Annotated in this window: 14 protein-coding genes; 6 read left to right on the top strand and 8 right to left on the bottom strand. The window is 37.8% G+C overall.

Annotated elements, in window-relative coordinates; all coding sequences use genetic code 11:
- Window positions 1-50: 50 nt before the first annotated feature.
- From cls to rsgA, 3 genes are all read right to left on the bottom strand, one after another.
- The gene (gene cls, locus M3166_RS04710) at window positions 51-1,499 is read right to left on the bottom strand and encodes a cardiolipin synthase (RefSeq protein WP_251687786.1); all 1,449 of its coding nucleotides are present in this window, start codon (window positions 1,497-1,499) and stop codon (window positions 51-53) included.
- Between the two features lie 223 nt (window positions 1,500-1,722).
- Window positions 1,723-2,352 carry a hypothetical protein gene (locus M3166_RS04705; RefSeq protein ID WP_251687784.1) on the bottom strand — a complete coding sequence of 210 codons (630 nt, stop codon included), beginning with the start codon at window positions 2,350-2,352 and terminating at the stop codon, window positions 1,723-1,725.
- Between the two features lie 120 nt (window positions 2,353-2,472).
- Window positions 2,473-3,534, bottom strand: a complete 1,062-nt coding sequence (gene rsgA / locus M3166_RS04700) for a ribosome small subunit-dependent GTPase A (protein WP_251687782.1) — start codon at window positions 3,532-3,534, stop codon at window positions 2,473-2,475.
- Window positions 3,535-3,900: 366 nt separating this feature from the next.
- Between rsgA and M3166_RS04695 the strand changes: the two genes are divergently transcribed.
- From M3166_RS04695 to M3166_RS04670, 6 genes are all read left to right on the top strand, one after another.
- Window positions 3,901-4,416, top strand: a complete 516-nt coding sequence (locus M3166_RS04695; RefSeq protein WP_251687780.1) for a GNAT family N-acetyltransferase — start codon at window positions 3,901-3,903, stop codon at window positions 4,414-4,416.
- A 9-nt stretch (window positions 4,417-4,425) separates the two neighbouring features.
- Entirely contained in the window at window positions 4,426-5,028 is a 603-nt protein-coding gene (locus M3166_RS04690; RefSeq protein WP_251687778.1) for an FMN-binding negative transcriptional regulator, read from the top strand.
- A 133-nt stretch (window positions 5,029-5,161) separates the two neighbouring features.
- Window positions 5,162-5,689 (top strand): YceI family protein, encoded by a 528-nt coding sequence (locus M3166_RS04685; RefSeq protein WP_251687775.1) that lies wholly within the window; start codon window positions 5,162-5,164, stop codon window positions 5,687-5,689.
- A gap of 115 nt (window positions 5,690-5,804) precedes the next feature.
- Complete coding sequence (locus tag M3166_RS04680) at window positions 5,805-6,350, top strand: DUF5412 family protein (protein WP_251687773.1); 546 nt, start codon at window positions 5,805-5,807, stop codon at window positions 6,348-6,350.
- Window positions 6,351-6,355: 5 nt separating this feature from the next.
- A complete protein-coding gene (locus M3166_RS04675) occupies window positions 6,356-7,027 on the top strand; it encodes an HAD hydrolase-like protein (RefSeq protein ID WP_251687771.1) in 672 nt (223 codons plus the stop codon).
- 1 nt (window position 7,028) lies between these two features.
- Complete coding sequence (locus tag M3166_RS04670; RefSeq protein ID WP_251687769.1) at window positions 7,029-7,292, top strand: translation initiation factor 2; 264 nt, start codon at window positions 7,029-7,031, stop codon at window positions 7,290-7,292.
- A gap of 56 nt (window positions 7,293-7,348) precedes the next feature.
- Here M3166_RS04670 and M3166_RS04665 read toward each other — a convergent pair whose 3' ends face one another.
- From M3166_RS04665 to M3166_RS04645, 5 genes are all read right to left on the bottom strand, one after another.
- Window positions 7,349-8,032: a hypothetical protein gene (locus tag M3166_RS04665; RefSeq protein WP_251687767.1), complete on the bottom strand. Its 684-nt coding sequence runs from the start codon at window positions 8,030-8,032 to the stop codon at window positions 7,349-7,351.
- A 205-nt stretch (window positions 8,033-8,237) separates the two neighbouring features.
- Window positions 8,238-8,972, bottom strand: coding sequence for an alpha/beta hydrolase (locus M3166_RS04660; RefSeq protein WP_251687765.1), 735 nt, complete (start codon window positions 8,970-8,972; stop codon window positions 8,238-8,240).
- Window positions 8,973-8,981: 9 nt separating this feature from the next.
- Window positions 8,982-9,767 (bottom strand): ABC transporter ATP-binding protein, encoded by a 786-nt coding sequence (locus M3166_RS04655; RefSeq protein ID WP_251687763.1) that lies wholly within the window; start codon window positions 9,765-9,767, stop codon window positions 8,982-8,984.
- 6 nt (window positions 9,768-9,773) lie between these two features.
- Entirely contained in the window at window positions 9,774-10,802 is a 1,029-nt protein-coding gene (locus M3166_RS04650) for a FecCD family ABC transporter permease (protein WP_251687761.1), read from the bottom strand.
- Window positions 10,792-11,802 carry a FecCD family ABC transporter permease gene (locus M3166_RS04645; RefSeq protein WP_251687759.1) on the bottom strand — a complete coding sequence of 337 codons (1,011 nt, stop codon included), beginning with the start codon at window positions 11,800-11,802 and terminating at the stop codon, window positions 10,792-10,794. The genes M3166_RS04650 and M3166_RS04645 overlap by 11 nt, the downstream gene beginning before the upstream one ends.
- Window positions 11,803-11,867 lie beyond the last annotated feature (65 nt).

Here is an 11,867-nt window from a genome sequence, read left to right as displayed (position 1 = left end):
TCGGATTTAGAAATAAAAAAGCTAGCCTTTGTAATCGGCTAGCTCTAGCATTATAAAATCGGTGATAATAAACGCGAAACGGATTCCCGAATTTTCGTCCAAGTTTTGCGTGCGTCGTATTGCTCCTTCGTTAATTCAAAACTTTCCTTAATATCTGCTTCGAACAGCTCTCTGCATTGTATCGCTAAATTTGCATCATATAGAATGGCGTTAATTTCAAAATTCAGGCTAAAACTTCGGACATCTATATTAGCCGTACCAATTGTCGCCACTTCATCGTCAATGACAATCATTTTTGCATGAAGGAAGCCCTTTTTATAACGGTATACTCGACCGCCAACTTCCAATAAGTCGCCGCTGTATGCTGAATTGGCTCCATATACGAAAGCATGATCGGTTACTTCGGGCGTCATTATGCGCACATCAACACCTGATGAAGCAGCAATTTGAACCGCATGCATAAATGGTTCGTCCGGTACAAAATATGGTGATTGAATATAAACATACTTTTTGGCACTTAAAATCATTCGGATATAACTGTTTTTAATTGATTCAAAGTCCGTATCAGGACCGCTCGACACAATTTGAACAGGTGTGTCTGCATCTACGGTAAACGTCGGGAAGTACCTTTGTTCGATTTCAGTCAGCTCTTCTTTTCTCGCCTGGTACCAGTCAAATAGAAAATGAGCCTGCATATTATAAACAGAATTACCTTCGATTCTCAAATGCGTATCGCGCCAATACCCGATATCGTCATCCAGACAGGCATATTCATTCCCGACATTAAACCCGCCGATATATCCGACCCTTCCGTCAATAATAATAAGTTTCCGGTGATTCCTAAAATTAATACGTGGATTAAACAGCTTAAAATACGATGAAAAATACGCTTCTACCTGCCCTCCGGCATCCGTTAATTTTTTCAGATCCTTTTTGCGTAATGTACGTGAACCTAAATCGTCGTACATCATCTGCACTTCAATGCCCTCTTTCGCTTTTTTGACGAGCGCATTGAAAATACTTTTACCGACATCATCCATTTTATAGATGTAGTACTGAATATGAATGGTCTGTTTTGCATTTTCGATATCTTCTATGACCGAACGGAATTTTTCTTTCCCTTCCGACAGTATTTTGACATCATTTTTTGAACTCAATAAAGAATGGTTATAATCGACGTTCATCTTAATTAAGGCTTCATGCTTTTTTGTAATAGCATTCGGAAAATCGTATGTCCCTTCTTCCAACGCATTCTTTTGATCCTGGAATGATTCCAGTGTTTCCTCCTGCTGGACCGCATGCCACCTTACAAAATGTTTCTTCTGTAAATTCCGACCTATTAGTAAATATAAAATAAAACCAAAAATCGGTAAGAAAAAGAGTACAAATAACCAAGCCCATGTAGATGATGCGCTTTTTCGGCTGATGAATATTAATACGAGAGCAAACAATATATTTAATACAAATAAGGTGACGGTTAAAATACCAGTGACTGTCATGAAATTCATCTCTTTTCATTATTTAATTATTAAGAGAAAGCAACTATTAAATGTTATAAATTACTAGTTTTTTCTACTATTTTACTATTCCCTGTAAATCTGCATTTAAGACATGCAAATACATATTTTAAAGGAATCGATTCACTTTTCGGGTGAGATTTGGAACTACAGTGAAAATGAAAATACCGCTTACCTGATAAGTAAGCGATAACATGGTTCGATACTATTTTCCCCACTCATGTTCCTGTTTGGCCTTCTTCAAACTGAAATATAATGAGTAACGTTGTAATCCTTTAGCACCCTCAATTGCTTTCGCTGCGGATTGATCAAATAGCTCAATGTTATTTTCTGCTAATGCTAATTGGGCATCAACCGCATCGTTCATCCACACCTTCTTTAATGGGTAACTTTTTGCCAAGTCTCGATTACCTAATAACGCTGCAATACTGGCCTTTCCATATAGACCATTTGGTGTATCCAGCAGTTTGTCTGCAAATTGCTCCGCACGTTCAAAATCATTAAGACGGAGTGCCCGGTTCATTTCATATGTATGTTTAATAACAGGTTGCTTGTAATGTGCGATAATGCGATCCATAGCCCCGATTTCCTCTTCTTTTGTCCCGTTTTCTACGGCAAGGATATAATTTAGCATTGGGTCTTTTTTATGCTTTTCGATGTATTTTTTTATTTTCAACAGATTCGTCGAAGCAAATGCAATGTAATACATATAGCCGATGGAACAAAGTGCAAATAGGACAATAATAGATATACTTACAGAGAATGGCCAATCCAACATAGCACTGATTAGCCCTACTGTTACCCCTAAAATAATGACATAAATCCAGTTAATCAATTTTTCACTTCCTCTTCTACTTCATTCATTATAGCTCAATCTTCATTACAATCAATGACTGTTCAAATTTCCCGGTTACATAAAAAAGCAGATGCACAAAATAAGTGCATCTACTATAAATTATCTCATTTTCTTTATGCTTTTTGATAGTTGCTTCCATTTACGTTTTTCAGCAAGCTGGGCATCCGTATTCGCCTTTTTCTCAATATAGGCAAGTTCCCGCTGCAGTTTAAAAAAGCTCGTCAATCTTGCAGCATCAAGTTCTCCTTTTTCAACTGCCTGCAATACAGCACAACCGGGTTCATTTTTATGCTTACAGTCGCGAAATCTGCAGTTTTCTGTAATCTGTTCAATATCGGAAAAACTTGCAGTTAGACTGTCCCCCTGATCCCAAAGCTGTAACTCCCGCATTCCAGGAGTGTCAATCAGGCAAGCACCGGATGGTAAAACAACAAGTTCCCGGTGTGTCGTCGTATGGCGACCTTTTGCATCATCTTCACGGATTGTCGACACTTTCATTTGTTCTGTGTTTAATAAAGCGTTTGTAAGTGTTGATTTCCCTGCACCGGAAGAACCGAGTAATGCGGCAGTTTTCCCTTCAGTTAACAGCGCATGTAATGAAGCGATTCCTTCACCAGTCTGCGCACTCACCGTCATAATATCCACACCGAAAGCAACCGATTCGATTTCTTTTAAATACGGTGTGACATCCTCGCATAAATCCGCTTTCGTTAATACAATAGCCGGTGTTGCCCCTGAATCCCATCCAGCAACTAAATAGCGTTCTAAACGGCGTATATTGAAATCATCATTTAAACTCATAACAAGTAATATGAGATCAACATTTGTTGCCACAATTTGTTCATCGACTTCTAGACCTGCCATTTTTCTTGTAAATTTGGATTTCCGATCAAATAAATGATGAATAATGGCACGTTCTTCTCCCGGCATTTGTTCAATAACGACAAAATCGCCTACAGCCGGGTAATCTTTTCTTGAAAAGGCGTGGTATGCAAAGTTTCCGGATACCGTTGCCAAAAATTCGCCCTGTTCTGTCAGGACACGGTAAGAGTGTTTATGTTCGAGTATGACGCGTCCAACAAGCTTTGTCGTCATATCAATCGATAATGTTTGTAGTTGTGTTTCAAAAAATGCTGTAAAACCTAATTGTTGTAAATTCAATGGAATTGCCTCCTAATGGTGTATGGTAGTATTTTTGTTTTTTAGGCAACAAAAAAACCTTATGATAGCAATTTTGCCGTCATAAGGTTTCATACGCACAGTTAAGAAGCGTGACTCTTCTCTATTAGAAGGCACTTTTGTGGCGAATGTCATATGACAGGCATAATTGCATTGATTCAATCTCATGTAATTTAGTCATATTCATCACCATCTCTCTCCATTAATTATTCCAACTATAACAATAGATAGAATGTTTTGTCAATACTTTCCTCAACTATAATTTACCAAATTTTCGGTTTACATCTCTTTAAAAGATTGGGAAAATGTAAAGCGAGGGTTAAACGCAAATATTAAGGAGTTATTATAATGAACATTCAACTAATACAATGTACTAACGAAAATTTAGACGCTTTACAAACAATCAGCCGGGATACGTTTTACGAAACGTTTCATGAGCAAAACAGCGAGGAAAGTATGACGGCTTATTTGAACACAGCTTTTTCAGCAGAAAAACTGACAGCTGAGCTTGAAAATAAACACTCACTATTTAAGTTACTGTTTGTAAATGAAGAGCTGGCAGGTTATTTAAAGGTCAATACAGATGAAGCACAGTCCGAACTGTTAGGGCCGGACACTCTGGAAGTGGAACGAATTTATATTTTAAGCTGTTTTCAGAAACTCGGTTTAGGGAAAGTATTGATGGATGATGCGATCAAACTGGCCAATGAAATGAATAAAAACAAAATATGGCTCGGTGTGTGGGAAAAAAATATGAACGCCATTGCGTTTTATGAAAAAGCGGGCTTTGTAAAAACAGGCTTCCATTCATTTTTCATGGGTGAAGAAGAACAAAACGATTTTATTATGACAAAACATTTGTGAGGGAAAATAATGTATATTCCAAAGCAGTATCAGTTAACAGATGAGCAAAAGATTCATAAGATTATTAAAGAATATAGTTTTGCGACAGTTGTTTCCATTCATCAAGGGGTACCGGAAGCCACTCATTTACCGCTCTTTTTAAGTGAAGATAGCAAGTTTCTTTACGGCCATTTTGCACGTGCCAACACACAGTGGAAAGATATTCTCAATCAACAGGTGCTCGCGGTTTTTAATGGCCCCCATAGCTACATCTCCTCTTCCTGGTACGAAACAAAAGATTCAGTACCAACGTGGAACTATGTATCTGTCCATGTAAAGGGGTTTATCGAAATGATGGAGGACGAGGAAGAAATCCGGAGATCTCTTCACCATTTAATTGAAAAGTATGAAACTCCGAATAGCTCCTATGATGTAAATGATGTTGACTCCAAATATATGACCGGCTTATTGAAAGGCATTGTGCCGTTCAAATTACGAATAAGCTCCATTGAAGCTGCGGCAAAATTGAGCCAAGGTCATTCGAAAGAACGCCAAAAACTTGTCATCGATGAATTACTAAAACGGAATGACGGTTTTGATGAAATTATCGCTAAATTAATGCTGGAAAATTAACACATTATAAAAAGTTGGAATTATTTAAATAGTCTTATATTTTAATTGACACCTATACCCTAATATGGTAAATTTATCTCGAATTCAAGGTAAAGAATTTCTTGGGTTTCATAATAGTTGGGAGGAATTTATCATGGCAAAATGGCAAATCGATCAGGCACACTCAACAATAGGTTTTGAAGTCAAGCATATGATGGTGTCGAAAGTTAAAGGTCAGTTTACGAATTATTCAGCGGATGTAGAAGTTGATAATTTAGAAGATTTAACATCGGCACAAATTGAAATTACTATCGATACGACAAGTATTAATACAAATAATGAAGATCGTGACAACCACTTAAAATCAGCGGAATTCTTTGATATTGAGCAATTCCCTGACATTAAATTTAAATCAGCAAGCATCACAAAAGACGGTGACGACTATAAAGTCTCGGGCGATTTGACAATTAAAGATGTAACAAAACCGGCCGTATTTGATGTGGAATATGGCGGTAAAGGAACTAATCCATGGGGTGTTGAAGTTTACGGTTTTGAAGCGGAAACGAAAATTGACCGTGAAGAATTCGGCCTTACATGGAATGCTGCACTAGAAACAGGCGGCGTTTTAGTCGGCAAAGATATTAAAATTAAAGTAGAACTTGAATTAAACCCAGCACAATAATTATTCATGAGCAGCCGTAGCTATTTTGGAAACGGCTGTTTTTTTGTGCAACTTCCCATTTTATATAGCGTCAAATATTAAAACATTATTTTCCAGTTAGTTAAGAGGTGCTTTTTTGCGGAATTTTTGGTCTGCCATTACGATCTTCAGTCTATGTCTTGCCTTTATCGGGGTTTGCTTTTATTTGATGAGTACAACATTATGGACGTTTTCCTATACAACACTTATTGTTGTTGCCCTTCTTTTTGTGCTCATTATATATGCACTACGGCAGGAATATAAACAATTGTCACGCTTAAAGAAAGTGGTTGCGTTTTTCGTAAATACTATCTCCATTTTATTTGCATCGTTTATTATTTTATTTTTCTCTTTAAAAATCGTTGTCTATTCATTTGGCGGGACTGAACATCTGTTTACATCCTATTCACCGAATATGGACTATTCATTGGATTTTTATGCTTTCGATGCAGGAGCAATGGGATCATTTGGTATCCGTGGAGAACTTGATGGTCCTTTTGGATTTAAGAAACAGGTTTATTATGAAAGACATGCCGAAAAAGCGAATATTCAATGGCTGACCAATGAGATTGTCGTTATTAATGGACACGAAATCAATTTAAAAAACGGAGAATCATTCGGCTATAAAATTAATACGAGGTGAAGTTAATGCAAACAGCAATTATATTTGATATGGATGGCACTTTATTTCAAACAAATCTTATTTTAGAGCCGGCGCTCGAGCGTACATTTGAGTATTTACGTCAAAATAATCTTTGGTCAGGTGCTGCTCCTATCGAGCAATACCGAAAAATAATGGGTGTACCGCTTGAAGTCGTTTGGAAGACGTTGTGTCCCGATCATTCCGATAAAATTCGTGAAAAGAGCAATCATTTTTTTCAGGCATCACTTATTGAAGAAATCCGACAAGGTAACGGTGCCCTTTACGAAAACGTATTGCCGTCACTTCAATCGTTAAGTGAATCTTACCCATTATTTATTGCCAGTAATGGCGAAACGGCTTATTTACGAGCAATTATGTCTACATATAATTTAGAACGTTGGATAAAGGGATGCTACAGTATTGATATAATTCCATCAAAAAATAAATCTCAACTTGTAGAACGAATAATAAAGGAACAGAATATAGTCAGCGGTTTTGTCGTTGGTGACCGCGCATCCGATATTAACGCAGCGATTGATAACAATTTAATAGCCATTGCAGTGAACTTTGATTTTGCCCAGCTTGCAGAAATAAAAAAAGCCCATCATATCGCTGAACAATTTCCTCAAATAATCGACATTATGAACACCTATCGAATACGTTCAGTGGGGGGATAACATGTTAAATTCGACAAGAAATTCGGATTTGCTTAAATTAAGCAGTATATTTGCGCTCATTGGACTACTATTAATTTTTTTTAACGGACGAATTGCCAATTCACTTAGCTCTATTTGGATACAATCTCTTGGTGGTATGTCAGATACGAATGAATACATATTTATTAAAACAAGCTATGCCAATGCATCTCTTGTTGTCGGCGGGATATTGTTGAGCATCGGTTTAGTCGCAATGCTATTCAGCTGGTATCAGCTTAGAAGCTAAACAAAAAAGCATCGATTTTAAATTCGATGCTTTTCTTGCGTATAATGAGATGAAATTTATTTGTTATTACTTTTATATTTTTCATGCACTAATGTTTCCTGAACCGGTTCGTCAGGTATACGATTGTACGATTCTTTCTCGGTCTCAACATTCATTTCTTGTTGCTGATTGCCTTCTACGTGACTGCGTTCATTATAAGATTTCATCACTTCGCCATTGCGTTCATCTGGTAAACGGTTATAGGACTCTTTTACGGTTTCAACAGGTTTGTCTGTATGTCCGTTCCCTTCCACATGACTTCTCTCATTATAATTTTTCATATCTTCATCATTACGTTCATCCGGCAAACGGTTATAGGACTCTTTCACCGTCTCGGCGGTTGTATCCTGCTTAATGTTATCTTCTACATGGCTTCGTTCATTGTAGTCTTTCATTTTTGCTTCATCACGCTCTTCCGGTAAGCGGTTATACGATTCTTTATTCGTTTTTAGGCTTTTTTTTTCCTCGTTCCCTTCGACATGACTGCGTTCATTATACTTCTCCATTTTTTTATCATCACGCTCATCCGGTAAACGGTTAAACGATTCTTTATTCGTTTTAAGCAATAAATCATCTTTCATTGATTCGTTTTGTACATTTACATGATTCGTTTCATCAAATTTTTCTACTTTCTCGTCTTTACGTTCATCAGGTAAGCGGTTATATGATTTTTTGTTTGTTTCAGATTCTTTGTTTCCCATTTTGCATTCCTCCTACTATATCCATGTAGCTAACGATGTATGAAGCGTGATAGTCATCTCTTCCCGTAAACAACTACATAAAAACATGTTGTGCAAATGGCCCGCTGTTTTATTTAACATAAAAGGCGGTTCTATGGATTTGAATTAAACTAAAAGAGTTCAATTAGTTATAAAGCAGCCGGTTCGTTCCACCTGCTTAATTCATTTAATCATCTGATTTTAAAAATCGCAAAACCCGGCTCATCGTAGTTGGAATGACAGATGCGTGATTTTCGCTTTCTGCTATATAAAATTCAAAGTTAATCCATTTCTCAGAAGCCATTGCAACAAATTTCTGCGCATCATCAACCATATCGCCCTCTTTACCTCCGACTCCTATGAATATAGGTGCTTCAATAGGATTTTCCACTTGTCGAATTGTCCGAAAAAGCTCATGATTATTCCACCAAATCGATGGACTTAAAGCTACATATTTATAAAAGCTGTCCGGATAAATTAAATAACTCCACAAGACAAATAATCCGCCTAACGAGTGTCCATACAGCGATATTTTCTGATCGTCAACTGCATATTTTTCTTGAAGCATCGGTACAATTTGCTGCAAAATAAAATCCAAAAATTGTACTGCTCCTCCAGCCGGAAGCTCCTGCATCACTTTCCCCCTGCGAACAGGAAAATGATAATGAACTGCCGGTGCCGTGAAATCATAAAATCGCTGTTTTGTAATATCCTTATCATCATGGCCGATACCAACAATAATTGCAGGATCAACTAATGTTTTTTTCCTGTTTCGCAACTGCATTGCCATTGTTTCGTACATCAGTTTACTGTAGCGTGTTCCATCCAACACGATGATTAACGGAAACCCTTCTGCGGGAGGTATTTCATTCGGTACGTAAATGTCCAAAATATAAGAATAGCCATTGTACTTTGATTGCATTAACTTCACCTATTTCATTAAATTATATGAAAAACAGACGGGTACCTGATGTTCATGATCAACCATAATCTTAGCATCAATCTGGAATACATTTTTTAATATGTCGGCTTTCATTATTTGTACGGGTGTGCCTGTATGAAGCACTTCCCCCTTTTTCATCGCGATCAGTTCATCTGAAAATCTTGCAGCATGATTCAAATCATGGAGCACCATAATTATCGTACAGCCAAACGTTCTATTGAGTTGCTGAACTATTTCAAGCACTTCCAGTTGATGTGCCATATCCAAGTATGTCGTCGGTTCGTCCAACAATAAAATATCGGTCTCTTGCGCCAAAGCCATCGCCAGCCACACACGCTGCCGTTGCCCACCTGAAAGTGCTGCGATTTCCCGATTTTGGAATTCCAAAGTATTTGTGACCTCCATCGCCCAATTGATTTTTTCGTTGTCTTCTTTCGTAAGTCGTCCAACATTTTTCCGGTGAGGATAGCGTCCATACGAAATAAGCTCATGTACTTTCAACTGTCCTGGTGCTGCCGGAGACTGTACGAGTAATGCCAGCTTTTTTGCGATTTCCTTAGTAGACATCTTATTCATGTTTTCATCCTGCAGAAAAATTTCGCCACATTCCTTTTTTAATATACGGCCGATTGTTTTTAATAAAGTAGATTTACCGCAGCCATTTGGTCCGATAATCGTCGTAATCTTACCTGTTTGAATGCTCACATTTAAATTTTCGATAATTCTTGAATTCTCATAACCTGTCGTTAAACTTTCAACTTCAAATGCATACAATATATCTCACCCTTTCGATTTTACAAGTAAATACAGAAAATACGGAATCCCGACAAGTGATACGACTATCCCAACCGAGAGCTCTACAGGTGAAAAGACCGTTTTTGCTACATAGTCTGAAAACACAAGCAATACAGCCCCTATAAAAAGACTTACCGGCATCATATAGCGATGATGAATTCCGACTAGCTGTCTTGCGATATGCGGTGCCATTAAACCAATGAACCCTATGCTTCCCGAAACTGAAACACAGGCACTGACAAGTCCGACACTTGCAAGCATTAGTTTAATTTTTTCTTTCTCAATACTAATTCCAAGACTAGTTACCGTCTCTTCCTCCAATTGAAAATAGTCGAGCAAATAGGTTTTCCGGTAAATATAAACACCTAAAATAATCAGCCATGGGAGCATTGCATTGACAAAATACCAGTTGGAATTATAGATCGAGCCATTCATCCAAATAGCAGCGGCCTGATAATCCCCTTCATCCATTTTCAGTGACCAGAATAAAGTAACTGCACTAAAGCCGGTGTTTATGGCAATCCCTGTTAAAATCAGCCTTTGCATATCCATTCGTCCATGTTTATATGAAATGACCAATATTATTGCTGCAGCTATTGCTCCTCCTACAAAACCAAAAATCGGAACTATTAATATTTTTACAAGGCTGTTTATTTCCACATTAATAAGTTCCATATTGAAGAAAAACATGAAAATAACAATTGCACAGCCAGCACCGGCGTTAATTCCGATAATTCCCGGATCAGCAAGCGCATTTTTTGTAATTCCCTGAAGTACAACGCCAGCCATCGCAAGGCCCATACCTACAAGTGCAGCCGTAATGATTCTAGGCAGCCTAAAATCAAAAATGACTAAATCAAATTGTTCTGTTGAATCAATCCTCAGTAAAGTTTTAAATACTTCAGGTGTCGTCATCGTGAACACGCCACTTGTTAAATGGATATACATTGCAAATAAAAGCGTAAAAAACAGTGTGCCCATTATAAACAGCCATTTTGTTTTATTAAGCGGCATATTTTTCCCCGCCTTTACGTCGTATTAAATATAAGAAAAACGGTACCCCGATTAATGCCGTTACTACTCCAATCGGTGTTTCAAATGGAAAATTGATGTACCGGCTTAAGAGGTCACAGCCTGCAAGGAAAAAGGCACCCATAACAGCCGAACAAGGAATGATTACACGATAGTCGACGCCCACAAGCATTCTTACAATATGAGGTACGACTAATCCTACAAAAGCAATTTTTCCAACAAGAGCTACAGCAGTACCCGTCAAAATAGCAACAGCTAACATACTCAATACCTTTACTATTCTTGTGTTCTGCCCCAATCCGACCGCAACATCTTCGCCAAGTGCTGTAATTGTCACAGCGCGCGCCAATGAAAGTGCCAGTATTAGTCCGATCATTCCAATTGGAACACATAAATAGATTAATTCCATTTCTAACATATGTACTTTCGAGTTATACCACATTGTAATCGTTTGTGAAATTTGATGATACATCGCAATTGCAGTTCCGATGCTGCTTATAAATGTACCGATTACCGTACCGATAATTGCCAGTCGAACTGGAGATAGCCCGTTTTTAATTATGGATGCGAAACCAAATACAAGTGCACCGCCAAAAAGTGAACCTAGCATAGAAAGGAGGACTAAATTAAAACTTGAAATCCCTGGCAAGAAAACAAAGGCCATCGTAATGAAAAAAGCTGAGCCGTCCGTTACGCCCATAATTGATGGAGACGCAAGAAAATTTCGTGTAATCCCTTGCATAATTGCACCTGCTGTTGCTAAAAATGCACCGACACATAAAACAGCGAGCGCTCTTGGTAACCGACCAGACCATATGATTTGGTGATCTATATTTTCTTTGTCGTAACGGATAAATGCATCATTAATAGTTTCAAGAGAGATTGATTTTGTACCCATCGAAATCGACATGATTGTCACAACAACAATCAGAACAGGCATTATTGTTGAAAATAAAATGAAATGCCGGTATGAAAAATTCAAAAATATAGGCCTCCTTTTATTGGTTAAATGAAAGAGGCTGCCCGGAAAAGCCTTTCCGGTACAGC

It is taken from the genome of Solibacillus isronensis (assembly GCF_023715405.1).
Taxonomy (GTDB): domain Bacteria; phylum Bacillota; class Bacilli; order Bacillales_A; family Planococcaceae; genus Solibacillus; species Solibacillus isronensis_B.
The sequence above is the reverse complement of the archived record's forward strand: the minus strand, read 5'-3'. Positions and strand labels throughout refer to the sequence as shown.

Coding starts and splice junctions, on each gene's coding strand:
- cls (WP_251687786.1), bottom strand. CDS start 1,499: ATGACAGTCACTGGTATTTTAACCGTCACCTTATTTGTATTAAATATA.
- M3166_RS04695 (WP_251687780.1), top strand. CDS start 3,901: ATGAACATTCAACTAATACAATGTACTAACGAAAATTTAGACGCTTTA.
- M3166_RS04690 (WP_251687778.1), top strand. CDS start 4,426: ATGTATATTCCAAAGCAGTATCAGTTAACAGATGAGCAAAAGATTCAT.
- M3166_RS04685 (WP_251687775.1), top strand. CDS start 5,162: ATGGCAAAATGGCAAATCGATCAGGCACACTCAACAATAGGTTTTGAA.
- M3166_RS04675 (WP_251687771.1), top strand. CDS start 6,356: ATGCAAACAGCAATTATATTTGATATGGATGGCACTTTATTTCAAACA.
- M3166_RS04670 (WP_251687769.1), top strand. CDS start 7,029: ATGTTAAATTCGACAAGAAATTCGGATTTGCTTAAATTAAGCAGTATA.
- M3166_RS04665 (WP_251687767.1), bottom strand. CDS start 8,032: ATGGGAAACAAAGAATCTGAAACAAACAAAAAATCATATAACCGCTTA.
- M3166_RS04660 (WP_251687765.1), bottom strand. CDS start 8,972: ATGCAATCAAAGTACAATGGCTATTCTTATATTTTGGACATTTACGTA.
- M3166_RS04650 (WP_251687761.1), bottom strand. CDS start 10,802: ATGCCGCTTAATAAAACAAAATGGCTGTTTATAATGGGCACACTGTTT.